The 26,299-nt window shown below is 71.0% G+C and carries 25 protein-coding genes; 10 read left to right on the top strand and 15 right to left on the bottom strand.

Going from position 1 to position 26,299, the window contains the following annotated elements:
* Nucleotides 1-53: 53 nt before the first annotated feature.
* The gene (locus OG202_RS28420) at nucleotides 54-899 is read right to left on the bottom strand and encodes a hypothetical protein (protein ID WP_326579308.1); all 846 of its coding nucleotides are present in this window, start codon (nucleotides 897-899) and stop codon (nucleotides 54-56) included.
* Nucleotides 900-1,294: 395 nt separating this feature from the next.
* Between OG202_RS28420 and OG202_RS28415 the strand changes: the two genes are divergently transcribed.
* The 6 genes from OG202_RS28415 to cseC all read left to right on the top strand — a co-directional run bounded on the left by OG202_RS28415 (nucleotide 1,295) and on the right by cseC (nucleotide 7,372).
* Nucleotides 1,295-2,353: an LLM class flavin-dependent oxidoreductase gene (locus tag OG202_RS28415; RefSeq protein ID WP_328223799.1), complete on the top strand. Its 1,059-nt coding sequence runs from the start codon at nucleotides 1,295-1,297 to the stop codon at nucleotides 2,351-2,353.
* A gap of 204 nt (nucleotides 2,354-2,557) precedes the next feature.
* Nucleotides 2,558-3,475, top strand: a complete 918-nt coding sequence (locus OG202_RS28410) for an A/G-specific adenine glycosylase (protein ID WP_326579311.1) — start codon at nucleotides 2,558-2,560, stop codon at nucleotides 3,473-3,475.
* Between the two features lie 403 nt (nucleotides 3,476-3,878).
* Entirely contained in the window at nucleotides 3,879-4,430 is a 552-nt protein-coding gene (locus OG202_RS28405; RefSeq protein ID WP_326579312.1) for a SigE family RNA polymerase sigma factor, read from the top strand.
* On the top strand, nucleotides 4,418-5,107 hold the full coding sequence (locus OG202_RS28400; protein ID WP_326579314.1) for a hypothetical protein: 690 nt from the start codon (nucleotides 4,418-4,420) through the stop codon (nucleotides 5,105-5,107). Before OG202_RS28405 ends, OG202_RS28400 begins: the two co-directional genes overlap by 13 nt.
* Nucleotides 5,108-5,242: 135 nt before the next feature.
* Complete coding sequence (cseB, locus tag OG202_RS28395; RefSeq protein ID WP_326579316.1) at nucleotides 5,243-5,950, top strand: two-component system response regulator CseB; 708 nt, start codon at nucleotides 5,243-5,245, stop codon at nucleotides 5,948-5,950.
* A 15-nt stretch (nucleotides 5,951-5,965) separates the two neighbouring features.
* Nucleotides 5,966-7,372, top strand: a complete 1,407-nt coding sequence (cseC, locus tag OG202_RS28390) for a two-component system sensor histidine kinase CseC (RefSeq protein ID WP_326579318.1) — start codon at nucleotides 5,966-5,968, stop codon at nucleotides 7,370-7,372.
* Nucleotides 7,373-7,650: 278 nt separating this feature from the next.
* On the opposite strand, the gene OG202_RS28385 is transcribed toward cseC, so the two are convergent.
* Nucleotides 7,651-9,258 carry an MDR family MFS transporter gene (locus OG202_RS28385; protein WP_327728328.1) on the bottom strand — a complete coding sequence of 536 codons (1,608 nt, stop codon included), beginning with the start codon at nucleotides 9,256-9,258 and terminating at the stop codon, nucleotides 7,651-7,653.
* 166 nt (nucleotides 9,259-9,424) lie between these two features.
* On the opposite strand from OG202_RS28385, the gene OG202_RS28380 reads away from it, so the two are divergent.
* On the top strand, nucleotides 9,425-10,027 hold the full coding sequence (locus tag OG202_RS28380) for a TetR/AcrR family transcriptional regulator (protein ID WP_327728329.1): 603 nt from the start codon (nucleotides 9,425-9,427) through the stop codon (nucleotides 10,025-10,027).
* A gap of 70 nt (nucleotides 10,028-10,097) precedes the next feature.
* Nucleotides 10,098-10,286, top strand: a complete 189-nt coding sequence (locus OG202_RS28375) for a hypothetical protein (RefSeq protein ID WP_326579324.1) — start codon at nucleotides 10,098-10,100, stop codon at nucleotides 10,284-10,286.
* Nucleotides 10,287-10,311: 25 nt separating this feature from the next.
* Here OG202_RS28375 and OG202_RS28370 read toward each other — a convergent pair whose 3' ends face one another.
* A complete protein-coding gene (locus OG202_RS28370; protein ID WP_327728330.1) occupies nucleotides 10,312-10,914 on the bottom strand; it encodes a M23 family metallopeptidase in 603 nt (200 codons plus the stop codon).
* Nucleotides 10,915-12,053: 1,139 nt separating this feature from the next.
* Nucleotides 12,054-14,579 carry an ATP-dependent Clp protease ATP-binding subunit gene (locus OG202_RS28365; RefSeq protein WP_326579328.1) on the bottom strand — a complete coding sequence of 842 codons (2,526 nt, stop codon included), beginning with the start codon at nucleotides 14,577-14,579 and terminating at the stop codon, nucleotides 12,054-12,056.
* A gap of 430 nt (nucleotides 14,580-15,009) precedes the next feature.
* Between OG202_RS28365 and OG202_RS28360 the strand changes: the two genes are divergently transcribed.
* Nucleotides 15,010-15,669: an SCO3374 family protein gene (locus tag OG202_RS28360; protein WP_327728331.1), complete on the top strand. Its 660-nt coding sequence runs from the start codon at nucleotides 15,010-15,012 to the stop codon at nucleotides 15,667-15,669.
* Here the strand turns inward: OG202_RS28360 and OG202_RS28355 are convergent.
* From OG202_RS28355 to OG202_RS28310, 10 genes are all read right to left on the bottom strand, one after another.
* Nucleotides 15,648-15,983, bottom strand: coding sequence for a histone-like nucleoid-structuring protein Lsr2 (locus OG202_RS28355; protein WP_326579332.1), 336 nt, complete (start codon nucleotides 15,981-15,983; stop codon nucleotides 15,648-15,650). The two genes, OG202_RS28360 and OG202_RS28355, sit on opposite strands and share 22 nt — an antisense overlap.
* A 313-nt stretch (nucleotides 15,984-16,296) precedes the next feature.
* A complete protein-coding gene (locus OG202_RS28350; RefSeq protein ID WP_326579334.1) occupies nucleotides 16,297-16,836 on the bottom strand; it encodes an amino-acid N-acetyltransferase in 540 nt (179 codons plus the stop codon).
* Between the two features lie 9 nt (nucleotides 16,837-16,845).
* The gene (locus tag OG202_RS28345; RefSeq protein WP_327732151.1) at nucleotides 16,846-17,307 is read right to left on the bottom strand and encodes a BlaI/MecI/CopY family transcriptional regulator; all 462 of its coding nucleotides are present in this window, start codon (nucleotides 17,305-17,307) and stop codon (nucleotides 16,846-16,848) included.
* Nucleotides 17,308-17,430: 123 nt separating this feature from the next.
* The gene (locus OG202_RS28340; RefSeq protein ID WP_326579338.1) at nucleotides 17,431-17,622 is read right to left on the bottom strand and encodes a hypothetical protein; all 192 of its coding nucleotides are present in this window, start codon (nucleotides 17,620-17,622) and stop codon (nucleotides 17,431-17,433) included.
* Nucleotides 17,623-17,641: 19 nt separating this feature from the next.
* The gene (locus OG202_RS28335; RefSeq protein ID WP_327732152.1) at nucleotides 17,642-18,328 is read right to left on the bottom strand and encodes a hypothetical protein; all 687 of its coding nucleotides are present in this window, start codon (nucleotides 18,326-18,328) and stop codon (nucleotides 17,642-17,644) included.
* 320 nt (nucleotides 18,329-18,648) lie between these two features.
* Complete coding sequence (locus tag OG202_RS28330) at nucleotides 18,649-19,446, bottom strand: type III pantothenate kinase (RefSeq protein WP_326579341.1); 798 nt, start codon at nucleotides 19,444-19,446, stop codon at nucleotides 18,649-18,651.
* Nucleotides 19,447-19,461: 15 nt separating this feature from the next.
* Nucleotides 19,462-20,445 carry a carboxylating nicotinate-nucleotide diphosphorylase gene (gene nadC, locus OG202_RS28325; RefSeq protein WP_326579343.1) on the bottom strand — a complete coding sequence of 328 codons (984 nt, stop codon included), beginning with the start codon at nucleotides 20,443-20,445 and terminating at the stop codon, nucleotides 19,462-19,464.
* 5 nt (nucleotides 20,446-20,450) lie between these two features.
* Nucleotides 20,451-22,166 carry an L-aspartate oxidase gene (locus OG202_RS28320; protein ID WP_326579345.1) on the bottom strand — a complete coding sequence of 572 codons (1,716 nt, stop codon included), beginning with the start codon at nucleotides 22,164-22,166 and terminating at the stop codon, nucleotides 20,451-20,453.
* Nucleotides 22,163-23,155: a pantoate--beta-alanine ligase gene (panC, locus tag OG202_RS28315; RefSeq protein WP_327728332.1), complete on the bottom strand. Its 993-nt coding sequence runs from the start codon at nucleotides 23,153-23,155 to the stop codon at nucleotides 22,163-22,165. The genes OG202_RS28320 and panC overlap by 4 nt, the downstream gene beginning before the upstream one ends.
* Nucleotides 23,152-24,108 carry a Rossmann-like and DUF2520 domain-containing protein gene (locus OG202_RS28310; protein ID WP_326579349.1) on the bottom strand — a complete coding sequence of 319 codons (957 nt, stop codon included), beginning with the start codon at nucleotides 24,106-24,108 and terminating at the stop codon, nucleotides 23,152-23,154. The genes panC and OG202_RS28310 overlap by 4 nt, the downstream gene beginning before the upstream one ends.
* A gap of 209 nt (nucleotides 24,109-24,317) precedes the next feature.
* Here OG202_RS28310 and OG202_RS28305 point away from each other — a divergent pair, with 209 nt between their 5' ends.
* Nucleotides 24,318-25,517, top strand: a complete 1,200-nt coding sequence (locus OG202_RS28305) for a threonine aldolase family protein (protein WP_328223798.1) — start codon at nucleotides 24,318-24,320, stop codon at nucleotides 25,515-25,517.
* Nucleotides 25,518-25,627: 110 nt separating this feature from the next.
* On the opposite strand, the gene OG202_RS28300 is transcribed toward OG202_RS28305, so the two are convergent.
* The gene (locus OG202_RS28300; RefSeq protein ID WP_327728334.1) at nucleotides 25,628-26,260 is read right to left on the bottom strand and encodes an AAA family ATPase; all 633 of its coding nucleotides are present in this window, start codon (nucleotides 26,258-26,260) and stop codon (nucleotides 25,628-25,630) included.
* Nucleotides 26,261-26,299 lie beyond the last annotated feature (39 nt).

Below are 26,299 nucleotides of genomic sequence, written 5' to 3'. Positions count from 1 at the left end.
GGCGAACGGGTAGGGGCGGCGGGGGCGGAGAAACCCCCGGCCGAACCCGCCCGTCAGTCCTTCTCCAGCACGAACGACGTCCGGGCCGTGGCCAGCCCCGGGCCCTTCGCCTCGACGAGGTACGTCCCGGCGGTGGCCGAACCGGCCGACGGGGTCGCGCAGTTGGGGGCACTGGGGTCGCGGTTCCACTCCACGGTGTAGGTGACCCGGTCACCGGCCGGCACCCTGAACAGCAGGCTGCCCGCGGTCTCATGGCAGTCGTCGGACGCCCAGAACGCGTCGTCGGCATCGGCCGCGGTGATCGTCACGACCGTGTTGTCCGGGCCGAGATCGAGCTTGCAGTCACCGCCGGAGGAGTTGCGGGCGATGAGCTCGAACGTGGGGTTCACCCCGGGCTCGTAGGTGTTACGGACACTGCGCACGGTCAACTTCACGGCCCCGGCGGTGCAGTTGGGCAGGCTCGACCCCGCCGGAACCTGCTCACCGGAACTGCTCCCGTTCTTGCCGCCGTCCTCGGACGTACCACCGCCCGCGGCACCGGACCCACCACCGGCGCCCCCGGCCCCGGAGCCCGAGCCCGAGTCGGAACCAGAACCAGAACCTGTTCCGGAACCCGAACCGGAGTTGTCGCCTCCGGAGCCGGACTCGTCGCCCGACTCGTCCCGCCCGCCCGGGGCTTCACTGATCGCGGGACCGGAACCGGAGGGCCCGGGGGTGATCGAGGTCGCGGGATTCTTTCCGTCGGGCCCGCCCGCGTCGTTGTCGCCGTTCCCACCGCCGCCGGTGACGACCCATACGACCAGGATCGCCAGCAGACCGACGACGGTCAGCAGAATGGCCCTCCGTCGCCAGTAGATGGTGGAGGGAAGCGGCCCGATCGGATTGCGCAGAGATCCCACGGCGCAAACTGTACGAGAGATCCGGCACTTCGCTGGCCCCACCCGCCGCCCGAAACCTCAACTTTTCCGGATCATCATTCCGGTCGTTCCCCCCACAGACCCGACCGGGCGGCCCATGATCGCGGTACGTGATCGTAGAGGCCGGACGGGCACGGTCCGTGACCGGAACAGCGCCGCGCGAGCGGCCCGAACTCCCCGGCCCCGGCCATCCGTTCACGAAATCCGCGCACGGGACGGACCGCTGCGCCGCGACGACGCGCGGGATCAGCCCGCGCCCGCCCCGCCCAAATCCTCTCGCCGTGCCCGCCTGCCCGCCTGCCCGCCTGCCCGCCTGCCACAATCGTCCCCACCACCGAAGTGCGTCGGAGGACTTGGAGAAGACGATGGGCGGACCCGTGGAAACCGACGACGCCGCACCGGCGTCGAGGCCGTTGCGGAAGCTGGGGTTTCTGACCATCGGGCTGTTCGACGAGGCCGACCCACGCCGGGGCCACGAGTCGACGCTGGAGATCATCGAGCTGGGGGAACGGCTCGGCTTCGACAGCGCGTGGCTGCGCCACCGTCATCTGCAGTACGGCATCTCCTCCCCCGTCGCGGTCCTGGCGGCGGCCTCGCAGCGCACGCGCCGTATCGAACTGGGCACCGCCGTCATCCCGTTGGGCTGGGAGAACCCGCTGCGGCTCGCCGAGGACCTGGCCACGGTCGACCTCCTGTCCGGCGGCCGGCTCAATCCGGGGGTCAGCGTCGGACCGCCGATGCACTACGACACCGTCAAGGCGGCGCTCTACCCGGACACCGCCGACGCGGAGGACTTCGGCTTCGAACGGGTCCGGCGGCTCCTCGGCTTCGTACGGGGCGAGGCGGCCACCGACTTCAGCGGCACCGAGGGGTTCGAGGTCTTCTCCGAACGGGTCCAGCCGCACTCCCCGGGGCTGGGCGGCCGTATGTGGTACGGCGGCGGCAGCCTCCGGTCGGCGCGGTGGGCCGGCGAGAACGGGATGAACTTCCTGACCAGCAGCGTGGTGAAGGCGGAGGGACAGCAGACGGCGACCGCGGCCGGGGCGGTGGACTTCGCCGGCATCCAGCTCTCCCACATCCGGGAGTTCCGGGCGCACCACCCCGACGGGGAGCGGGCCCGGGTCTCGCAGGGGCTCGTCGTCATCCCCACCGACTCGGCGACCGCGGAGCAGCGCGCCAAGTACGAGGAGTACGCGGCAAAGCGGCTGCCCCGGACCACCGAGCCGCAGGGGCCGGGACGGCTCCTGTTCGCGCCGGACCTGGTCGGCACCTCCGCCGAGATCGCCGGACGGCTGCACGCCCACGCCGCCTTCCGCGAGATCGACGAGGTGGCCTTCGCCCTGCCGTTCACCTTCGACCACGAGGACTATGTGCAGATCCTCACGGACATCGCGACGAAGCTGGGCCCGGAGCTGGGCTGGCGCCCGGCCGCGTGACCGTACGCGGAGAGCCGGGGGGGGGTCGGTGCGGGTGCGGGTGCGGGTGGGCCGGGGCTGGTCGCGCAGTTCCGCGCGCCCCTGAAATGCAGGGGCCGCACCCCTGCTTTTCGGCCCCCACCCACCCGTGGCCACACACCCGCCTCAGACACCCCCCACCAGAACCCATCCCCGGCCACCCCCGCATGGCAGGATCGACGTGCCATGACTGCACCCACGAAGCCTCAGAGCAGCCCTGCCGACGTGACCCCGACCGCACTGCACACCCCGGTGATCGCCTGGTTCGAGACGCATGCCCGTGATCTGCCCTGGCGGCGGGCGGAGGCCGGACCGTGGGGGGTGATGGTCAGCGAGTTCATGCTCCAGCAGACACCGGTCAACCGCGTACTGCCCGTCTATGAACAGTGGTTGGCGCGCTGGCCCCGTCCGGCCGACCTCGCGAAGGAGCCGCCGGGTGAGGCGGTGCGCGCGTGGGGCCGGCTCGGGTATCCGCGGCGCGCCCTGCGGCTGCACGGCGCGGCGGTGGCCATAACGGAACGGCACGGTGGGGACGTACCGCGCGATCATGCGCAGCTGCTCGCGCTGCCGGGGATCGGCGAGTACACGGCCGCGGCGGTGGCGTCGTTCGCGTACGGGCAGCGGCACGCCGTGCTCGACACGAACGTGCGGCGCGTGTTCGCCCGCGCGGTCAGCGGCACGCAGTACCCGCCGAACGCGACCACGGCGGCCGAGCGGAAACTGGCCCGTGCCCTGCTGCCCGAGGACGAAGGTACGGCGTCCCGTTGGGCGGCCGCGTCGATGGAACTGGGCGCGCTGCTGTGCACGGCCAAGAACGAGACGTGCCAGCCCTGCCCGATCGCCGGGCAGTGCGCGTGGCGGCTGGCCGGGAAGCCCGCGCACGAGGGACCGGCACGACGCGGTCAGACGTACGCCGGTACCGACCGTCAGGTCCGCGGCAAGCTTCTCGCCGTACTGCGGGACGCGATCGCGCCCGTGCCGCAGGCGGTTCTCGACCGGGTGTGGGACGAGCCGGTCCAGCGCGCCCGCGCCCTCGACGGACTGGTCTCCGACGGACTGGTGGAACCCCTCCCGGGCGGCCTCTACCGCCTCCCCCTCACCTGACCTCCACCACACCCCACCCTCACCTGACCTGACCTCCACGCCCCACCCCACAGGCCACACATCGCCGAGGCCCCACCGCAACACGGCCCGCAACACAGCCCTCACCCACGCCCGACGGGGTAAACCGGACCATCTCCACCCCAAAGCCCGGCCCGCTTTACCCCGTTCCTGCTTCTGTTACACAACCGACGGACAGCCGAGCGTTCTCCGCAGGCTGCCTCGGACGTCCCCGTGACAACCCCTCCGTAGCTTCATTGGCGTACCGCAGGAACCCGCGAAAGAACCAGCGGATCCGGCGGAACGAGCGACCCGCACAGCGGATCGCACCAGCGACACGAAGCGTGGACAACCGGCACCGTGCGACAGCGCGGACGTCGGAAACGGGGAGCGGAGGCGGTTGATCATGGCGCACGGCGAGGTGCTCGAATTCGAGGAGTACGTCCGTACCCGGCAGGACGCGCTGCTGCGCAGCGCCCGCCGGCTCGTCCCGGACCCGGTGGACGCCCAGGATCTGCTGCAGACGGCGCTGGCCCGGACGTACGGCCGCTGGGACGGCATCGCGGACAAGCGGCTCGCGGACGCCTACCTGCGCCGGGTCATGATCAACACGCGGACGGAGTGGTGGCGGGCCCGGAAGCTGGAGGAGGTCCCGACCGAGCAGCTGCCGGACGCCCGCATCGAGGACTCCACGGAGCAGCACGCGGACCGCGCCCTCCTCATGGACATCATGAAGGTTCTGGCACCCAAGCAGCGCAGTGTCGTGGTCCTGCGACACTGGGAGCAGATGTCCACGGAGGAGACGGCCGCCGCCCTCGGCATGTCGGCCGGCACGGTCAAGAGCACGCTGCACCGTGCACTGGCCCGGCTCCGCGAGGAGCTGGAGTCGCGGAACCACGACGAGCGCGCCGCCCGTGCGCTCGAAGCGAGCGAGGAGCAGGAGCGTTGCGCGGCCTGAGCACAGCGGCCGGCCCGGGCCCAGGGGGCAGACGGGCCACGAAGGCGGTGATCACGGCGGTGGCCGTGCTCGCCGCCCTCGGCCTTTCCCTCTCCGCCTGCGGCACGGGCGGCACCGGTGCCCGCGACGAGGGGCCGGCCGACAGCGACTCCCTCGCGGGCGGCGCGGCCTCACCGTCCGTCTCCGCGTCGGTCGACGGCGACGGGGACGGTGACGGCGATCACCCGAGCGTCGAGGAGGTCGTCCGGATGGTCCGCGCGGACCCGGAGGTCAGTAAGGCGGTCAAGAGCGACCTGGAGCCGTGCGTGGCGGACGAGTACCCGGTGGACGTGACGTACGGGGACCTGACCGGGGGTTCGTCCGAAGATCTCGTGGTCAATGTGATGACCTGCACGGATGCCGTCGGCGTGGCGTCGTACGTGTACCGCGAGGACAAGGGGAGGTACCGGAGCGTCTTCCTCTCCGAACAGCCCCCCGTCTACGCGGAGATCGACCGGGGCGACCTCCTGGTCACCCGACAGCTGTACGAGAATGGCGACCCGTCGTCGTACCCGTCCAGCGAGGAAGTGACCACCTACCGCTGGATCAAGGACGACTTCGTCCAGCGCTCCAGTACGCGTACCGAGTACAGCAGCGCGGTGGGCGGCGCGGAATCGGCGACGCCCGAGCAGAACTGACACCGGCACCGGCACACCGGCACCAGCACCAGCACCAGCACCAGCACCAGCACCAGCAGCGAACGACCCTGAGTGGACCTGACCGATCCTGACTGGTCTTGACCGACCCCGATCGAGAGCGAGCGAGATCACCGGATGGCAGAGCAGACCCATGTCCTGTTCGTCGAGGACGACGACGTGATCCGCGAGGCCACCCAGCTCGCACTGGAGCGGGACGGCTTCGCGGTCACGGCCATGCCCGACGGGCTGTCCGGGCTGGAGGCGTTCCGCGCGGACCGGCCCGACATCGCGCTCCTCGACGTCATGGTCCCGGGCCTGGACGGGGTCTCCCTGTGCCGCCGCATCCGTGACGAGTCGACGGTCCCGGTGATCATGCTCTCCGCCCGCGCCGACTCCATCGACGTGGTGCTGGGCCTGGAGGCGGGCGCCGACGACTACGTGACCAAGCCGTTCGACGGTGCCGTCCTGGTCGCCCGGATCCGCGCGGTCCTGCGCCGCTTCGGCCACGCGAGCGGCGGCGACGGCAGGGCCGAGGAGTCCGCGGCCGCGAGCACCGGCGGAGTGCTCACCTTCGGCGAGCTGGTGATCGACACCGAGGGCATGGAAGTACTGAAGTCGGGGGTGCCGGTGGCGCTGACGCCGACCGAGATGCGGCTGCTGCTGGAGTTCTCGTCGGCCCCCGGCACGGTCCTCTCCCGCGACAAGTTGCTCGAACGTGTGTGGGACTACGGCTGGGGCGGCGACACCCGGGTCGTCGACGTCCACGTCCAGCGGCTCCGCACGAAGATCGGCCAGGACCGGATCGAGACGGTCCGCGGCTTCGGCTACAAGCTCAAGGCCTGAGCGGGGCGGGGCGACATGAACATCAGGGGGATACGAGAGGGGCGGGGGCCGGAGTCGTCGGGCGTCGCCGACCGCCGGTCGGGCGCGGGGCCCGCCTCGGGCATCCGGACCGGTCTGCGATGGCAGCTGAGCGCGGCGATCGCGCTGGTCGGCGCCTTGGTCGCGGTCGCGCTGAGCCTGGTCGTGCACAACGCGGCGCGTGTCTCGATGCTCGACAACTCGCGCGACCTCGCCGACGAGCGCATCCAGGTCGCCCAGCGCATGTACGAGTCGGGCCGCCCGCTGAAGTCCGGCGCCTTCGGGGTGACGCTCGACGACCCCGACATCCCCAAGGACCTGCTGGCCAAGGTCGGGGAGGGCCGCCGGGCCACGTACGTGTCCGAGGGCGAGAACGGTGTGCCCGACATCTGGGCTGCGGTCCCGCTGAAGGACAAGCGAGTCCTGTCCCTGCACACCGACTTCACCGACCACAGCTCGGCGGTGATGCGGGACCTCGACCAGGCCCTGCTCATCGGTTCCATCGCGGTCGTCTTCGGCGGCTCGGCCCTCGGTGTGCTCATCGGCGGCCAGATGTCCCGCCGGCTGCGCAAGGCGGCGGCCGCCGCGCACCAGGTGGCCAAGGGCGAGTCCGACGTCCGGGTGCAGGACGCGATCGGCGGTGTCGTCCGCGACGAGACCGCGGAGCTGGCACGGGCCGTGGACGCCATGGCCGACACCCTGCGGCAGCGCATCGAGGCGGAGCGCCGGGTGACGGCGGACATCGCGCACGAGCTGCGCACCCCGGTGACCGGTCTGCTCACGGCGGCGGAACTGCTCCCGCCGGGCCGCCCCTCCGAGCTGGTCCGCGACCGGGCCCAGGCGATGCGCACGCTCGTCGAGGACGTGTTGGAGGTGGCCCGCCTGGACGGGGCCTCCGAGCGGGCCGAGCTGCAGGACATCCTGCTGGGCGAGTTCGTGGCCCGGCGGGTGGCGGCGAAGGACGCGGGGGTGCGGGTACGGATCGTGCACGAGTCGGAGGTGACGACGGACCCCCGCCGCCTCGAACGTGTCCTGCTGAACCTGCTGGCCAACGCGGCGAAGCACGGCAAGCAGCCGATCGAGGTGTCCGTCGAGGGCCGGGTGATCCGCGTGCGCGACCATGGCCCCGGTTTTCCCGAGGACCTGCTCGCCGACGGCCCCCGCCGCTTCCGCACCGGCGCGTCCGACCGCGCCGGCCAGGGGCACGGTCTCGGCCTCACCATCGCCGCGGGGCAGGCGCGCGTCCTGGGCGCCCGCCTCACCTTCCGCAACGTCCGCCCGCCCGGCGCGCCGGACGAAGTACCGTCCGAGGGCGCGGTCGCGGTGCTGTGGCTCCCGGAACACGCCCCCACGAACACGGGCAGCTATCCGATGCTGCCGATGTCGAACGACGGAGCGGGGTGACGGGGGCCGGGGGGTCGGGGGTCATCCGCGGGTCCGGTGGGGGCTGGCCGCGCAGTTCCCCGCGCCCCTGAAAGGACCAGGCCCTGCGGGCCTGAAAGACCAGGCCGTGCGGGCCTGAGGGACAAGGCCCCTGCGGGCCGAAAAGCTCGGGGCGCAGCCCCGGCTTTTCAGGGGCGCGGGGAACTGCGCGACCAGCCCCCACCGGACCCGCACCCGCCAACGAACCGAACCCCCCGTCCCCGCAGGCGCGCGCCATCTCCTCAGGCCCGCGCCACCCCTCAGGCGCGCGCCATCTCCTCATCCGCGGCCCCCGCCTTACCCGGCGTCTCCGCCGCGGAAGGCCCTCCGGCCCCCCGCAACGGCACCTCCTTCACGAACACCGCGGCCACCAACGCCACCACGGAGACGATCGCCCCCAGCAGAAACGCCGAGTGCGTCCCGGAAGAGACCGCGTACTGGTACGCCTCCCGCGCCGGCACCGGCAGCTTCGCCAGACTCGCCGCATCCAGCTGCGCCGACCGCTCGGTCACCTGCGACCCCAGGGCACCGGCCCGCTCGGCCATCACATCCTGCACCCGGCTGTTGAACAGCGCCCCCATGATCGCGACCCCGAAGGAGGACCCGAGTGTCCGGGCCAGCGTGGTCGTCGACGACGCGACCCCCATGTCCTTCATCTCGACGCTGTTCTGCGCGACCAGCATGGTGATCTGCATCAGACACCCCATACCGGCACCCAGCACGGCCATGAACACCCCGGACGTCACCCGGCTCGTACCGGTGTCCATCTGCGCCAGCAGGAACAGCCCCACGATCATCAGGACGCTCCCGACGACCGGGAAGACCTTGTAACGGCCGCTGCCCGTGGTCACCCGCCCGGCCACCATCGACACCGCGAGCATCGCCCCCAGCATCGGCAGCAGCAACAGCCCGGAGTTGGTCGCGGACGCACCCTGCACGGACTGCTGGAACAGCGGCAGGAACAGCACCGCGCCGAACATCACGAACCCGGTGAAGAACCCGATCACGGACATCAGCGTGAAGTTCCGGCTGCGGAAGATGTGCAGCGGTATCACCGGCTCCGCCACCCGCTTCTGCACGAACAGGAACCCGACGAGCGAGGCCACCCCGAGCGCGATCAGCTCCATGATGACGGCCGACCCCCAGGCGTACTCGGTCCCGCCCCACGTCGTGACCAGCACGATCGCCGTGATGCCGACGGTCAGCAGCGCCGCGCCCAGATAGTCGATGTTCCGCGCCGACCGCCCGTCCCGTGACGGCTTCGGCAGATGCAGCACGGCACTGACGGCGATCAGCGCCACGACGCCGAGCGGCAGGTTGATGTAGAAGGACCAGCGCCAGCCCCAGTGGTCGGTGATGGACCCGCCCACGAGCGGCCCGGCGATCATGGCGAGGGCCATGACACCGGCCATCATCCCCTGGTACTTGCCCCGCTCCCGCGGCGGTATCAGGTCGCCGATGATCGCCATGACGCCGACCATCAGGCCGCCGGCACCGAGTCCCTGCACCGCGCGGAACGCGATCAGCTGGCTCATGTCCTGGGCCATCCCGCTCAGCGCCGACCCGATCAGGAAGATCACGATCGAGGTCATGAAGATGCGCTTGCGACCGTAGAGGTCACCGAGCTTGCCCCAGATCGGAGTGGAGGCGGCGGTCGCGAGCGTGTACGCGGTCACGACCCAGGACAGGTGTTCCAGGCCTCCCAGCTCGCCCACGATCGTCGGCATCGCGGTACCGATGATCATGTTGTCGAGCATCGCGAGCAGCATGGCGATCATGAGCGCGAGCAGCACCACCCGCACACTGCGCGGCTGCGGCCCACCCGCCTCGGCCGCACCGTTCACTTCTGTCTTCGTCTCCGCACCCATCGCGGTCCTCCACTCCCCCCGGAGCTCCGTGCACTTACTTGCCGACCGGCTAGTTGTCTACACTGAGGGAAACTAGGTCCCTAACTAGCCGGGCGTCAAGTAAGTTCTTCGGGCTTGGCCGAGGCTTGACCGACCCAGGCCATCCGTGACGGCGAGGAGTACGAGGATGAGCGGCACGACAGAGGACGCGACGACGAAGCGGCAGCGTCGCGGCAACACCCGTCAGCGCATCCAGGACGTCGCCCTCGAACTCTTCGCCGAACAGGGATACGAGAAGACCTCGCTGCGGGAGATCGCCGAACGCCTCGATGTGACGAAGGCGGCGCTCTACTACCACTTCAAGACCAAGGAAGACATCCTCATCGGTCTCTTCCAGGACCTTCAGCGCCCCATCGACGAACTGATCGAATGGGCCGGCACCCAGCCGCGCACCCTCGACACCAAGCGGGAGATCCTGCGCCGCTACAGTCTGGCCCTGGCCGACGTGGCCCCCCTCTTCCGCTTCATGCAGGAGAACCAGGCGACGGTACGCGAGCTGAGCGTCGGCGAGACGTTCAAGGAGCGCATGATCCGCCTGATCGACACCATCAAGGAACCGGACGCCGCCCTGACCGACCAGGTCCGCTGCACGAGCGCCCTGTTCACCATGCACGCCGGGATGTTCGTCCTCCAGGACGCCGAAGGCGACCCCGAGGACAAGCGCAAGGCGGTCCTGGAGGTCGCGATCGATCTGGTGACCCAGGCACACGCGGGCGCCCAGGGCTCTTGAAAAGCCTCGTATCCGGGTAAAACCTCAGAGCCTTCGGGGACCTCCCGGGCACTCGCACGAGGAGGCACCCGTGGACGCCGACCAGTACACCCGCATGTCCGACGAGGAGCGCGCCGAGTTCCTGCGCAGACGCCACGTCGTCGCCGTCGCCGTCACGGCAGCCGTGACGGTGGTGATGCTCCTGGTCACGCTCGTCCTCATCGACCACTACGCCGACACCCCGATGTGCGGCACGGGCCAGGACTACGGCCCGTGCTGACGCGGCTCGCCCTCGCGGGAGCGAATCAGACGGTGACGCCCTTGGCGCGCAGGAAGGCGACCGGGTCGACGGCGGAACCGTAGCTCGCCTTCGTACGGATCTCGAAGTGCAGGTGCGGCCCGCTGGAGTTACCGGTGTTGCCGGAGAAGGCTATGCGCTGCCCGGTCTTGACGACCTGCCCGACCTTCACGCCGACCTTCGAGAGGTGGGCGTACTGCGAGAACGTGCCGTTGCCGTGCTTGATGACGACGGCGTTGCCGTACGCGGGGCCGTCGCCGGCACCGTTGCCGCCGGCCTTCACGACGGTACCGCCGTGCGCGGCGGCGACGGCCGTACCGCTCTTGACGGCGAAGTCCTGCCCGCTGTGCTTCGCGGACCACATGTTGCCGGCCTGCGCGAACCGCGCGCTCAGCTTGTAGCCCTTGACCGGGCTGACCCAGGAGACCGCCTTCTTGGCGGCGGCGGTCTGGACGGTGGCGGTGCCGGCGCTCGCGGCCTGGGCCCCACCGGCGGCGGCCGCGACCCCGGCCCCCAGCACGCCCGAGACCCCCATCCCGACGGCCATCACGGCGGCCCGGACACGGAGCTGGGACGTACGGGTGCGGGGAGTGCGAACACGCTGCGACATGGATTACCTCACGGGGAACGGAGACAGGGACTGTGCCTCGACGGACACGCATTCCACCCGGCGCACCTCTGCGTCCGCCGAATGGGATAACCCTTGGTACCCCTGCGCCCCGAAACCCCCCAAACGTGTGACCTACGAACGAACCTCGTACTCCCCCAGAAATCCCCCCACTCCTTGACACCCACCCCCAAACACAGCCCCACCTGCACTCCACCGCCCGAAACCCGCACCACCCGACCTAAAAGTCCGTTTTGCCCACCACGCGTCACCCACTATTCCTCCTAGTACCGGACAAATCCCCTGTGCCCCATGTCACCGGCTCGTGGATCGGAGAACCCCGGAATGTGACGCGGACTACGCGATCCGCGTCACTCGGAACGCGGTGGAAATACTCCAGGCGGTCGGCTACCTCGGTGCCGACCAGCTCGGTGTGGTCCTCCACCCGAGCGGGCCGCGAATTCTCGTCATCCGCGACAACCGGGTTCTCGGCGGTCTGGGCTTCCTCTCGGGGCAGGACCGGCTGACGCATCCGGACGTCAGCGACGGCACCCCGCATCTGAAGGACCTGTCCGCGCTCATTGAGCTCCCGCTCACCGGCCGGCACGGGACTCCCTGCCCGGCCTGGAAAAACCGGCTGCCCTGCATTCGCCGGCGGCTTCCACCGCCTCGGAGGCGCTCGACCCGGGTTTCCCGCTCTACGCCGATTCCCTCGACGAAGCTCTTCCCGGGGCCTGCCGCCGGCCTATCCGCGATTCACCAAGGACGCTGTTGCGGTTCACCGGACTTCACGGCCTGAGCCGTATGCACTCGGTGAAGCAGCTCACCATCGCCAAGCTCCGGGAAACACTCACCCCGGAGGACTTCGCGGAGATCTCCCGGATGCCCGCCCTCACGGAATTGCGCGTCGACTTGATCGCGACCGGTGGGGAAGCCGCGCCGGTGCCGCCGAGCATCACCAGTTTTCGGCTCAACAACTTCTCCGGTGCCGAAGAGTCCCGAAACTCCCCGACCTCCTTCCGGATCTACGCCACCGGACCGCGGCCCGGAAGAACCGCCGGCCGGAAATACAAAAAAAGGGGCTGCCCCGGGACCGAAGTCCCGGGGCAGCCCCTTCCGCTCGCTCAGGCCGAGCGCCGCGGTTACGCGTCCTTGCTCAGGTTCGGCCCCGGACCGCCGGCCGCCTGCTCGATCGGCGGGACGTCCGGCAGCGCCGACTTCTCCTCACCCCGGAAGGTGAAGATGGCCGCGTCGCCCTCGCCCTCGGTGTCCACGACCACGATGTGGCCGGGGCGCAGCTCGCCGAAGAGGATCTTCTCGGAGAGGGTGTCCTCGACCTCGCGCTGGATGGTGCGACGCAGCGGACGCGCACCCAGCACCGGGTCGTAACCCTTCTTGGACAGCAGCTCCTTGGCGGACTGGGAGAGCTCGATGCCCATGTCCCGGTCCTTCAGGCGCTCGTCAACCTTGCCGATCATCAGGTCGACGATCCGCAGGATGTCCTCCTGCGTGAGCTGCGGGAAGACGACGACGTCGTCGACACGGTTGAGGAACTCGGGCCGGAAGTGCTGCTTGAGCTCGTCCGAGACCTTGTTCTTCATGCGCTCGTAGTTGGTCTTCTTGTCGCCCGAGGCCGCGAAGCCCAGGTTGAAGCCCTTGGAGATGTCCCGGGTGCCGAGGTTGGTCGTCATGATGATGACCGTGTTCTTGAAGTCCACGACCCGGCCCTGGGAGTCGGTCAGGCGACCGTCCTCCAGGATCTGCAGCAGCGAGTTGAAGATGTCCGGGTGGGCCTTCTCGACCTCGTCGAAGAGGACGACGGAGAACGGCTTGCGGCGGACCTTCTCGGTCAGCTGGCCGCCCTCTTCGTAGCCCACGTAACCGGGGGGCGAACCGAAGAGACGCGACACCGTGTGCTTCTCGCTGAACTCCGACATGTCGAGGGAGATCAGCGCGTCCTCGTCACCGAAGAGGAACTCGGCGAGCGCCTTGGACAGCTCGGTCTTACCGACACCGGACGGGCCGGCGAAGATGAACGAACCACCGGGACGCTTCGGGTCCTTCAGACCGGCACGCGTACGACGGATCGCCTTCGACAGCGCCTTGACGGCGTCGACCTGGCCGATGACCCGCTTGTGGAGCTCGTCCTCCATGCGCAGCAGACGCGAGGACTCCTCCTCGGTCAGCTTGAAGACCGGGATGCCGGTGGCGGTCGCGAGGACCTCGGCGATCAGCTCGCCGTCGACCTCGGCGACGACGTCCATGTCGCCGGCCTTCCACTCCTTCTCCCGCTTGGCCTTGGCGGCCAGGAGCTGCTTCTCCTTGTCGCGGAGGGAGGCGGCCTTCTCGAAGTCCTGCGAGTCGATCGCGGACTCCTTGTCGCGGCGGACGCCGGCGATCTTCTCGTCGAACTCGCGGAGGTCCGGCGGCGCGGTCATCCGGCGGATGCGCATCCGGGAACCGGCCTCGTCGATCAGGTCGATCGCCTTGTCCGGCAGGAAGCGGTCCGAGATGTAGCGGTCGGCGAGCGTCGCCGCCTGCACCAGGGCCTCGTCCGTGATCGAGACGCGGTGGTGCGCCTCGTACCGGTCACGGAGACCCTTGAGGATCTCGATGGTGTGCGGGAGCGAGGGCTCGGCGACCTGGATGGGCTGGAAGCGGCGCTCCAGGGCCGCGTCCTTCTCCAGGTGCTTGCGGTACTCGTCCAGCGTGGTGGCGCCGATGGTCTGCAGCTCACCGCGGGCCAGCATCGGCTTCAGGATGGAAGCCGCGTCGATGGCGCCCTCGGCGGCACCCGCACCGACCAGCGTGTGGAGCTCGTCGATGAACAGGATGATGTCGCCGCGGGTGCGGATCTCCTTGAGCACCTTCTTCAGGCGCTCCTCGAAGTCACCGCGGTAGCGGGAGCCGGCGACCAGCGCGCCGAGGTCGAGGGTGTAGAGGTGCTTGTCCTTGAGGGTCTCGGGCACCTCGCCCTTGACGATGGCCTGGGCGAGGCCCTCGACGACTGCGGTCTTGCCGACGCCGGGCTCACCGATCAGGACCGGGTTGTTCTTCGTACGACGGGACAGCACCTGCATGACCCGCTCGATCTCCTTCTCGCGCCCGATGACCGGGTCGAGCTTGGACTCACGAGCGGCCTGGGTGAGGTTCCGGCCGAACTGGTCGAGGACCAGGGACGTCGAGGGGGTGCCCTCGGCGGGGCCGCCGGCGGTGGCGGTCTCCTTGCCCTGGTAACCGGAGAGCAGCTGGATGACCTGCTGCCGCACCCGGTTGAGATCTGCGCCCAGCTTGACCAGGACCTGGGCGGCGACGCCCTCGCCCTCGCGGATCAGGCCGAGCAGGATGTGTTCCGTGCCGATGTAGTTGTGGCCCAGCTGAAGGGCCTCGCGGAGCGACAGCTCCAGGACCTTCTTGGCACGGGGGGTGAAGGGGATGTGCCCGGACGGGGCCTGCTGCCCCTGCCCGATGATCTCCTCCACCTGCTGACGGACCGCCTCGAGCGAAATCCCGAGGCTCTCCAGGGCCTTAGCGGCGACACCCTCACCCTCGTGGATCAGGCCCAGGAGGATGTGCTCGGTGCCGATGTAGTTGTGGTTGAGCATCCGGGCTTCTTCCTGAGCCAGGACGACAACCCGCCGCGCGCGGTCGGTGAACCTCTCGAACATCGTTAATCGCTCCTCAGAGCGGTCAGGCAGTGAGGGGACGCTCCCCTCGCTGTCCTTCCGCAGCTTAGTCCCGCAAGCGGGGACCGCTCATTCCAACTGCCGACACCGTCCTTGGCCTCCTGACCCCGAACGCCGACATCTGCTCCAACCCGATGGTGCGAGACGATGTTCCCGCAGGCCAGGCAGTTACCCCCACCATCAGTACGCCGATGGCGAACGTGAGACGGCCTTTCCTGCGTGTCGCCCCCTCCCACTAGGGATGTCTTACCCGTAGGCACGGACACTCCATGCCGGATGCACCGGTTCGCTCCGCTACGGGCGAACATCCTTGCGTCGCCACCCATCGCCGAACACCCCCTTTTCCGGCACTCTCCGCATTCGATCGGATACCCAGCGTAACTTCGGGCTCCTTCGCACGGTTTCTCCTGACATGGCCATCGTCCCCCTTCCTCGCCGACCGTTCGACCCGAGCGACGCCTCGGGTGCCGTCACGCGCGATGTTCCGGGCGACGACGCGTGCGACGCGGTGCGGCAGTGGTATGAGAACGAGCTCGGCTGGGCGACCGTGCCCGGGACGCCCGTACATCTCCTTACGGGCCTGCGCTTCGATGTGCTCGACGTGCCGGTGGAAGCGGGGGTCGCGGCGCTCAGGCATCTGGGGCCGGTGCCCGGTCCGGGCTCGCCGGTGGCGCTGCGCGGCGGGCGGATGCTGCTGCTGGTCGCGGCGGGCGGCGCGGAGGAGCTGCCGGGTTTGCTGGCGTGGCTGGACTGGGGCGGCCTCGACCTGGACCTCACGGCCGTCGGAACGGGCGGTCACATGGCGGCGCCGGCGCCTCCGGGCGGGGCCGCCGTAAGGCTCGGGGGCGCGTGCGGGGAGGCCGGTTCACAGGGGGCCGCCGCATGGCTGCGGCCCCCCGAGCCGGGGTGCGAGGTGGAACCCTCGCTGCCGAGCATGTCGGCGTTGGGGGGCGGTGGGGGCGCCCCCGACCTCGTGCGAGTGGTGGACACGGTGGCGACGCACTGCCACCGCGTCCGGCTGCGGCGCGCGAGCACCGGGCCGTCGGAATCTCAGCCGTTGGCCTTCTCGTAGGCCTCGCGGATGGAGGCGGGGACGCGGCCGCGGTCGTTGACCTCGTAGCCGTTCTCCTTCGCCCAGGCGCGGATGGCCGCGGTGTCCTGGCTGCCGCCGGAAGCGGCACGAGCCTTGCCACGCCCGCCCGCAGCACGACCTCCGGTACGGCGGCCACCCTTGACGTAGGCGTCGAGAAGGCCGCGAAGCTTGTCCGCGTTGGCGGTCGTGAGGTCGATCTCGTACGTCTTGCCGTCCAGCGCGAACGTCACGGTCTCGTCCGCCTCGCCGCCGTCGAGGTCGTCGACAAGAAGGACCTGAACCTTCTGTGCCACCGGATTTCCTTTCATCGATAACTTCAGGGCCGGGGGCCTGCGGCGAGCGCCGCTGTTTCACGTCCCCTGTTATATGCAGTACTGCAGTACGTCGGAAAGCAAACCGCTTTTCCTGGAAAAACACAAACCCCTGGGAGAGACCGAGGAGAGACTGCGGAGAGGAGGAGGGGCCGGGAAAGACCGGAAACATGCGCGTTTCGGACATAGGGCACCCGGGCAGGGCGACCCGCACCGGAATAGGAGTCGAGGTTCTTCGAGGGAACCCTGGGTTCCTAGCGGATCCGTAGCGGATCCCTAGCGGATCCGTCCGCGATCACAGATGCAGAAGCATCCGGCTGTTGCCCAAGGTGTTCGGTTTCACTCGTTCGAGACCGAGGAACTCCGCGACGCCCTCGTCATAGGAACGCAGCAGCTCCGCGTAGACATCGGTGTCGACCGGAGTCTCACCGATCTCCACGAAGCCGTGCTTCGCGAAGAACTCGACTTCGAAGGTCAGACAGAAAACCCGGCGAACACCCAGCCAACGAGCGGTGTGCAGCAACTTCTCCAGCAACTGGTGACCGACGCCGAGACCCTTGGCGTCCGGGTCCACCGCGAGAGTGCGGACTTCCGCGAGGTCTTCCCACATCACGTGCAGCGCACCGCAGCCGACGACCTCCGCGTCCGAGCCGGCGCCCCGTTCCGCGACCCAGAACTCCTGGATGTCCTCGTAAAGCGTGACCGTCGCTTTGTCGAGCAGGATGCGGCGCTGGACGAACGAGTCGAGGAGGCGGCGCACATGCGGGACATCGCTGGTCCGAGCCCGCCTGACGGTGATGGCTTTTGCGGTGACTTCAGGACTCGTTGCTGGCATGAGCGGACGCTATCGCCCGGGGAGATCGGGGGATTCGCCGGGGGTCCCCTGTGTTTCGCCGGACGTTTCGACGGATTCGGCGACGGTTTCAACAGGGGTTTCGCCGGCCGGGGCGGCGGGCGCGGCCGGTTCGGGTTTGACGGGCTCGGGGCCTTGCACCATGCGTACGGCGTCGGTGAGAGCCTGTCGCTGTTCCTCGCTCATCATCCCGAAGAAGGCGACGAGAGCGGCCGCGGGGTTGTCGCTCTGCGACCAGGCTTCGTTCATCAGTGCGGCCGAGTAGGCGGCGCGAGTGGAGACCGCCTCATATCGATAGGCCCGGCCCTCCGCCTCCCGGCGCACCCAGCCCTTCTGATGGAGATTGTCCAGAACGGTCATCACCGTGGTGTAGGCGATGGACCGTTCCTGCTGAAGATCTTCCAGGACTTCCCGAACCGTCACCGGGCGGTTCCACTTCCACACCCGCGTCATGACCGCGTCTTCGAGTTCTCCCAATGGGCGAGGCACAGTTCCGCACCATATCCGGAGAAGTTGAACAAAAAGGGCGTACGACTCGAAAAACACACGAGTCGTACGCCGATGGGGCGGGTCGCGTCAGGCGCCGGTGCCCCTGCGGTCGGTGTCGGTGGCCTGCCGGGCGTTCTCCGCGCGGGCGAGCGCCGCGTCGACGACCGCGTCCTCCTTGGCCTTGTTGGGGCCGCCCTGGGTCTTCACGATCACCCTGATGACGGCGATGAACAGCACGGCCATCACGAAGGGGGGCAGCAGCGCGGAGACGTAGTCCATGGGTCCAGGGTAGCCAGGGCTAGACGGCGGCCAGTTGTCGGGGCGGGTTCGCGGGTGGGGCGGCCGGTTTCCGCTTGGGCGGGAAGACCTCGCCGGGGGTGGGGATGGGACGGCGGGCGGGGCGCGGGGCGTCGGGACGAGGGACCGGGCCGGGTTTCTCGGCGGGCTCGGCGGGACGGGACGGGCGGGCGGGCTTGGGCTCGGCGGGCTCTCCGGCGGCGGCACGCGCGTGTGTGCCCGGTTCCGACAGGCCGCCGGGGAGAGCGGTGAGCCGGAGCAGGGAGCGGCCGGAGGCGGAGCGGGAGGCCGGGACGACCACCGCCGAGGTGGCCGCGCGCCCCGCGAAACGGGCGCGCACGTCCTGTTCGGCGAGCGGACGGCAGCGTTCCAGGAGGGCCGCGGCGGTGGGATTGCCGCGCAGGGCGCGCAGGGCGGCGAGGTCGTCCGGGTGGGGGCGGTACCCGGCGTCCAGGGCCTCCGCCAGGAGCGCCGCGTACCCCGTGACCGTGCCGGGGAGCGCGGCGCGGTAGCGGGCGAGGTCGGCCAGCAGGAAGGCCCTCCGACGGGCGTCCTCGCGGGTCGCCTCGTCGACGGACTCGGCGAGCCGGAGGCAGTCCTGCACCTCCTGGGCCGAGGCGGGACTGGGGTTGAGGGCGAGGGCGAGGGCACGACGGAGCACACGCAGCTCGTCAGCGCCGAACGCCATGCCGCCGCGGGTTCCGTGGGGCGTGGGCATGCGGCGACGATACGCGCTAATCAGACAAAAGAGATGCGCGGACAGCGCGTGGCGCCGGGGTTCCACCCGCGTGGGCGGATCTGCCTCGCCCCCGCCGCCCCTACCCGTCCCGTCCCCCGGGGGCGCTGCCCCTTCGACCCCGAGGGGGGGTGGGTTGTCGGGTGCGGGTGGGTGGGGCTTCTCGCGCAGTTCCCCGCGCCCCTTTTCAGGGGCGCGGGGAACTGCGCGAACGGGGTCCGGGGCGGAGCCCCGGGGACGGGACGGGTAGGGGCGGCGGGGGCGCAAACTCCTCAGAGACGCGAGACGTTCCGCTCGTACACCAGCCGCAACCCGATCAGCGTCAGCCACGGCTCGTGCTCGTCTATCACCGAGGACTCGCCCAACACCATCGGCGCCAGCCCACCCGTCGCGATCACCGTCACGTCCTCGGGATCGTCGGCCAGCTCCCGGACCATGCGGCCCACGACCCCGTCGACCTGACCCGCGAACCCGTAGATGATGCCGGACTGCATGGCCTCGACCGTGTTCTTGCCGATCACACTCCGCGGCCGGGCGACCTCGATCTTCCGGAGCTGGGCGCCCTTGACGCCGAGCGCCTCGACGGAGATCTCGATGCCGGGGGCGATGACGCCGCCGACGTACTCCCCGCGCGCACTGACCGCGTCGAACGTCGTGGCCGTACCGAAGTCGACGACGACGGCCGGGCCGCCGTACAGCTCGACGGCGGCGACGGCGTTGATGATGCGGTCGGCGCCGACCTCCTTGGGGTTGTCCGTCAGGATCGGGACGCCGGTCTTCACACCCGGCTCGACGAGGACGGCCGGGACGTCGCCGTAGTAGCGGCGGGTCACCTCGCGGAGCTCGTGCAGGACGGACGGGACGGTGGCGCAGATCGCGATGCCGTCGATGCCGTCGCCCAGCTCCTCGCCGAGGAGCGGGTGCATGCCCATGAGGCCCTGGAGGAGGACCGCCAGTTCGTCGGCGGTGCGGCGCGCGTCCGTGGAGATGCGCCAGTGTTCGACGATGTCCTCGCCGTCGAACAGACCCAGGACGGTGTGGGTGTTGCCCACGTCGATCGTCAGCAGCATGGCCCGTCCCCGTCCCTACTCGGCCGCGCGCAGGTCGAGGCCGATGTCCAGGATCGGGGACGAGTGGGTCAGGGCCCCGACGGCCAGGAAGTCGACGCCCGTGTCCGCGTACGCCTTCGCGTTGGTCAGGCTCAGGCGGCCCGAGGCCTCCAGGAGGGCGCGGCCGTCGACGATCGCCACGGCCTCCTCGCACTCGGTGGGCGTGAAGTTGTCCAGGAGGATCAGGTCGGCGCCCGCGTCGACGACCTCGCGGAGCTGGTGGAGGGTGTCGACCTCGACCTCGATGGGCACCTCGGGGAACATCTCGCGCACGGCCTCGAAGGCCTGGGCGACGCCGCCCGCGGCGACCACGTGGTTGTCCTTGACGAGGGCCGCGTCGGACAGCGACATGCGGTGGTTGATGCCCCCGCCGCAGCGGACCGCGAACTTCTCCAGGGACCTGAGTCCCGGTGTCGTCTTCCTGGTGTCGCGCACCTTCGCCTTGGTGCCCTCCAACGTGTCCGCCCACGCGCGCGTGGCGGTCGCGATGCCGGAGAGGCGGCACAGCAGGTTCAGTGCGCTGCGTTCGGCGGTGAGGAGGTCCCGGGTGGCGCCGGTGACGCTGAGGAGCTTCTGGCCGTCCTCGACACGGTCGCCGTCGTCGACGTGCCGCTCGACCTCGAACTCGTCGGAGCAGGCCACCGAGAGGACCGCCTCGGCGATTCTGAGGCCCGCCACGACGCCACCCTCCCGGGCGGTGAAGTCGGCGGTGGCGCGGGCGTCCTCGGGGATGGTCGCGACCGTGGTCACGTCCACGCCGTGGTCGAGGTCCTCCTGGATGGCGACGTTGGCGATGTCCTCGACCTCCACGGGGTCGAGTCCGGCGTCGGCCAGGAGCTGGGCGAGCGCGGGATCGAGCCCGCACTCCAAATATTCCTCGCTGAGGCCGTCGTCGGCGCCGCAGGCGCAGCCGTCGCCGCAGCCGCCGCTCTGGGCGAGGGGAAGGTCGGGAGTGCTCACGTCTGTCACTGCTCCTGCTGGTGCTGCCGGGTCGGGGGGAAGTCTGCGGTATCGGTGGTGTGTACGGCGAGCGTCCGGTCCGGATTCAGCCGTACGACGATATGGCGGCGCCAGGCGGCGTCGTCGCGGTCGGGCTCGTCCTCGCGCCAGTGGCAGCCGCGGGTCTCCTCGCGCAGCCGGGCGGCGGCGACCAGGACCCGGGCCACGCACAGGAGGTTGGTGGTCTCCCAGGTGTCGACGCCGGGCTCGGCCGTCTTGCCGTTCTCGGCGAGGGCGCCGCGGGCGTCGGCGTGCAGCCGGTCCAGGGTCGCGGCGGCCGTCGCCAGGGAGGTCTCGGAGCGCAGGACGCCGGCGCCCTGCGTCATGGTCCGCTGGATCGCGAACCGTATCTCCGGGGCCAGCAGCGGGTGCGCGGGCTGCTCGGCGTACGGGACGGGCTGGGGCACGCGCGCGTGGAGGCCGTTCCCGGCGTGGGCCGCGGCGATGTCGGCGACGATGCGCTCGGCGTAGACCAGGCCCTCCAGGAGGGAGTTCGAGGCGAGCCGGTTGGCGCCGTGGACGCCGGTGCAGGCGACCTCGCCGCAGGCATAGAGGCCGGGGACGGTGGTCCGGCCGTGGGAGTCGGTGCGGACGCCGCCGGAGGCGTAGTGGGCGGCCGGGGCGACCGGTATGGGCTCGGTCACCGGGTCGAAGCCGTGGGCGCGGCAGGCGGCGAGGATCGTCGGGAAGCGGTGCTCCCACATGTCGGCGCCGAAGTGCCGGGCGTCCAGGTACATGTGTTCGGTGCCCTGCTCCTGCATGCGGCGCATGATGCCCTTGGCGACGATGTCCCGGGGCGCCAGTTCGGCGAGTTCGTGCCGGCCGACCATGAAGCGGGTGCCGTCGGCGTCGACGAGGTGGGCGCCCTCGCCGCGTACCGCCTCGGAGACCAGGGGCTGCTGGCCCTCCGCGTCCGCGCCGAGGAACAGCACGGTCGGGTGGAACTGGACGAATTCGAGGTCGGAGACCTCCGCGCCCGCGCGCAGGGCGAGGGCCACACCGTCGCCGGTGGAGACGGACGGGTTGGTGGTGGCGGAGAAGACCTGGCCCATGCCGCCGGTGGCGAGGACCACGGCGGGGGCGTGGACGGCTCCCACGCCGTCGTGCTGGCCCTCGCCCATGACGTGCAGGGTGACACCGGCGGTGCCGCCGTCGGCGTCGGTCAGCAGGTCCAGGACGAGCGCGTTCTCGACCGTGCGCAGGCCGCGCGCGCGTACGGCCTCGACGAGGGCCCGGGAGATCTCCGCGCCGGTGGCGTCGCCGCCCGCGTGGGCGATGCGGCGGCGGTGGTGGCCGCCCTCGCGGGTCAGCTCCAGGCCGCCCTCCTCCGACTCGTCGAAGTGGGCGCCGGTCGCGATCAGGCGGTGCACGGCGTCGGGTCCCTCGGTGACGAGGAGCCGTACGGCCTCCTCGTCGCACAGGCCCGCGCCGGCCACCAGGGTGTCGTCCAGGTGCTGTTCGGGGGTGTCGCCCTCGCCGAGGGCCGCGGCGATGCCGCCCTGGGCCCAGCGGGTGGAGCCGTCGTCGAGACGGGCCTTGGTGACGACGACCGTACGGAGGCCGGCGGCCTCGCAGCGCAGCGCGGCGGTGAGGCCGGCGACGCCCGAGCCGACGACCACGACGTCGGCGGCGATGGACCATCCCGGTGCGGGCGCGTGCAGTCGTATGCCTGTGCTGGTCACGAGGCGGCTCCGAAGGTCAGGGGGATGTTGTCGATCAGCCGGGTCGTCCCCACCCGGGCCGCGACGGCGAGGACGGCTTCGCCGGTGAAGTCGTCGGGGATGTCGGTGAAGTCGGACGGGTCGACCAGGGCCAGGTAGTCCAGGGCGATCGGCGGCTTCATGCGCAGGGCCTCGTCGAGGACCAGGCGGGCGGCGGCGCGGACGGCGGCCGGGCCGCCGGGCGCGGACTTCGCCATGGCGTGCGCGTCGGCCGCCGCGCGGGACTCGCCGATGGCGCTCAGGGCCTCGGCACGCGCGCGCGTGGCGGGCACCTCGCGGGCCCGCGCGCGCAGCGCCTCCTGCGCTGCGTGCCGGTCGCGGCCCGCGAACAGCGCCTGCGAGAGCGCCAGGGCCGTACGGCGCTCCTCGGTGGACAGATACCGGTTGCGGCTGGACAGGGCCAGGCCGTCGTCCTCGCGGACGGTCGGCACGCCCACGATGTCCATGCCGAAGTTCAGGTCGCGGACCATGCGGCGGATCAGGGCGAGCTGCTGGGCGTCCTTCTGGCCGTAGAGCGCCACGTCGGGGCGGGTGAGGTGGAGCAGCTTGGCGACGACGGTGAGCATGCCGTCGAAGTGCCCGGGGCGGGCGGCACCCTCCAGGCGCTCGCCCATGGGCCCCGCGGTGATGCGGACCTCGGGTTCGCCACCCGGGTAGACCTCGTCCACGGTCGGGGCGAACACCACGTCGGCGCCCGACTGTTCGGCGAGCTTGACGTCGGCGTCCAGGGTGCGCGGGTAGCGGTCGAGGTCCTCGCCCGCGCCGAACTGGAGGGGGTTCACGAAGACGGTCACGACGACCTCGCCCGTGCCGCCGACGGTCTCGCGCGCGGCGCGGATCAGGGTGGCGTGGCCCTCGTGCAGGGCGCCCATGGTCATCACGACGGCGCGGCGTCCCGCACGCGCGCGGGTGTGCAGTTCGTCGGCGGTGCGCAGCACGGTGGTGGTCATCGGGCGTTCCCTTCGGTCCCGTCGGTCCCGCCTGCTCCGGTGGTCCCGTCCGTCCCGCCCGCGAGTACCCCGAGGAGGTCCTCGGCCAGCTCCGGCTTGAGCAGGCCGTGGGCGAGGGCCCGGTCGGCGGTCGCGCGGGCCATCGCCAGATACCCGGCGACCGTCGCGGGGGCGTGCGCGCGCAACTCGGCGACATGCGCGGCGACCGTGCCCGCGTCCCCGCGCGCGACGGGGCCGGTGAGGGCCGCGTCGCCCGACCTGAGGGCGTTGTCCAGGGCGGCGCCGAGCAGCGGGCCGAGCATGCGGTCGGGGGCGGAGACGCCGGCCGTGCGCAGCAGTTCCATGGACTGGGCGACCAGGGTCACCAGGTGGTTGGCGCCCAGGGCGAGGGCCGCGTGGTAGAGCGGGCGGTTCTCCTCGGCGATCCACTCGGGCTCGCCGCCCATCTCGATCACCAGGGCCTCGGCGGCCATCCGCAGCTCGTCCGGCGCGGTGACCCCGAACGAGCACCCGGCGAGCCGTTGCACGTCCACCTGGGTTCCCGTGAACGTCATCGCGGGGTGCAGCGCCAGCGGCAGCGCGCCGGCCCGCAGCGCGGGGTCCAGCACCTTCGCGCCGTACCGCCCGGAGGTGTGCACGAGGAGCTGTCCCGGCCGAACGGAACCGGTCTCCGCGAGGCCCTCGACCAGCCCCGGCAGCGCGTCGTCCGGGACGGTCAGCAGGACCAGGTCCGCGTGGCGCAGCACCTCGGCGGGCGGCATCAGCGGCACATCTGGCAGCAGCTCGGCGGCGCGTCGCCGGGAGGCGTCGGAGACCCCGGAGACGGCCACCGGGCGGTGCCCGGCCAGTTGTAGGGACGCCGCCAGCGCGGGACCGACACGGCCGGCGCCGACCACGCCGACGGCGAGCCGCGCGGGGCGGTCCTTCGGCTCTGGTTGCTGGAATGTACTCACTCGGTGGAGGCCTTCCCGTTCCAGTCCGCTCTGGGTACCGGACGATTTCTCGTCATGTTAACGCGATTGGTTCGAGGGGCGTTCGGTTGTCCACAGGCTGTGGGTTGCCGTGGGCCGTTTCCGCAGGTCGCGTTCGCGAGGCCGGGGACGCGGGCCGCCGGCGCGAAAAGCGGGTGCCGGGCGGGACGGGGCCGGGGGATGATCCCGGGATGAGCGAAACGGCGGAGACGGCGGAGACGACCGCCGCAGAGGAAGCATCCGAGGAGTCCCCGACGGCTCTGCGGTACAAGCGGCGGCAGGCCGCCCATCGGGCGGCCGAGCGGGTGCTGGCGCGGACGAGCGCGCTGGCGACGCTCCGGGAGCGGCTGGCGCTGCTGGACTCGGCCGGGGACGTGTACGACCTGGACGAGACGGCCGACATGTACGGCAACGGGGTCGTCGAGGCCCTGGAGGAGCGGACCGCCGCGCTGCTCGGCATGGAGGCCGCCGCGTTCTTCCCGGCCGGCACGATGGCCCAGCAGGTGGCCCTGCGCTGCTGGGCGGCCCGCACCGGGAACCCGACCGTCGCCCTGCACGCGCTCGCCCACCCCGAGATGTACGAGCGGCATGCGTTCAGCCAGGTCAGCGGGTTGCGCCCGGTCCGGCTGACGAGCGAGCCACGGCTGCCGACCGCCGACGAGGTGCGCGGCTTCGACGAGCCCTTCGGCGCGCTGATGCTCGAACTGCCCCTCAGGGAGGCCGGTTTCGTACTCCCCTCCTGGGAGGAGCTGACGGAGGTCACCGAGGCGGCGCGCGAGCGGGACGCGGTGGTCCACTTCGACGGGGCCCGCCTGTGGGAGTCCGCCACCCACTTCGGTCGCCCCGTGGACGAGATCGCGGGCCTCGCCGACAGCGTCTACGTCTCGTACTACAAGTCCCTCGGCGCCTACGGTGGTGCCGCGATCGCCGGCCCCAGGGCCCTGATCGACGAGGCGAAGGCCTGGCGGCACCGGTACGGCGGCCAGCTCTTCCAGCAGTTCCCCACCGCCCTGTCCGCCCTCGTCGGCCTGGAGCGCGAGCTGCCCCGGCTGCCGGAGTACGTCCGCCACGCGCGCGTGGTCGCCGCCGGGCTGCGCGAGGGCTTCGCCGCGGCGGGGGTGCCGTGGGCCCGGGTGCACCCCGAGGAGCCGCACACCAACGAGTTCCAGGTCTGGCTGCCGTACGAGGTCGACGTCGTCGCCGAGGCCGCGGTCCGCCAGGGCGAGCAGACGAACGCGCTGCTCTTCGCCCGCCCTTGGGACCGGGGCGGGCCGGGGCTGGCCGTCACGGAGATCGAGGTACGGGCCGCCGCGCTGGAGTGGACGGCGGCGGACGTGCGGAGGGCCGTGGCGGACTTCGTGGCGCTGGTGGAGAAGGTCGCGGGCGCATAGGTGCCGGATGGGTTGGCGGCTTGCGGCGTGCGCGGGAAGAACGACGTCCCGGACGGCTGCTCGGGCAGGGGGCCGGCCGCCCACCGGGGCCGGGACCGGGACCGGGGACGTCAGTCGAACCGGATGTGCCGTACGCCGACCGCCGCCTGTCGCAGCCGGGTCCGCAGCGCGCCCTCGTTGTTCGGCCGCAGCCGGAGGCCGGCCAGAACGGCGATGCGGTCGGCCGTCCTGGGCACGGTCGAGTGGTCGGTCCACAGGTGCTCGGCGAACTCCGGTTCCCGCAGCCGTTCCAGGCAGTGGTCGAGTTGTTCGACGGCCCAGCTCTCCCGGCGGAGCGGGGCGTTCTTCCCGGCGACGTACTGCAGGAGGTGCCCGAAGCCGCGTTCGCGGAGCCGCTTCAGCACGGTCTCGCGCCGGGCGAGGAGCGTGAAGTGGCGTACGTCGTGGCCGAGTTCGCGCAGGCGTTCGACGGTCTCCGCGAAGTGGCCGGGATCGGTGACCGTCATGGGGGCGATCACCACGCCGTCCCGCTCGGTGAGGGCGAGGTCCAGGACCTCGACCACGCCCTGCCGCCAGGCCGCCAGATCCTGGAAGTCGCCTCGCAGTTCGGGCGGCAGCATGCGGTGCAGCCCGAAGCCCGGGTGCTCGGGATCGCAGATGACGCTGCCCGGCAGCCGCCGTTGGATCTCGTGCGCAGTCTGTGTTTTGCCGCCCCCGAAGGGGCCGTTGATCCACAGGAGCATGCGGGCACCCTAGTGCGCCGTGATGACGCCGGAGTCACG

Origin of the sequence: Streptomyces sp. NBC_00310 (genome assembly GCF_036208085.1) — a bacterium.
In the GTDB taxonomy this organism is placed as follows: Bacteria; Actinomycetota; Actinomycetes; order Streptomycetales; family Streptomycetaceae; genus Streptomyces.
The sequence above is the reverse complement of the archived record's forward strand: the minus strand, read 5'-3'. Positions and strand labels throughout refer to the sequence as shown.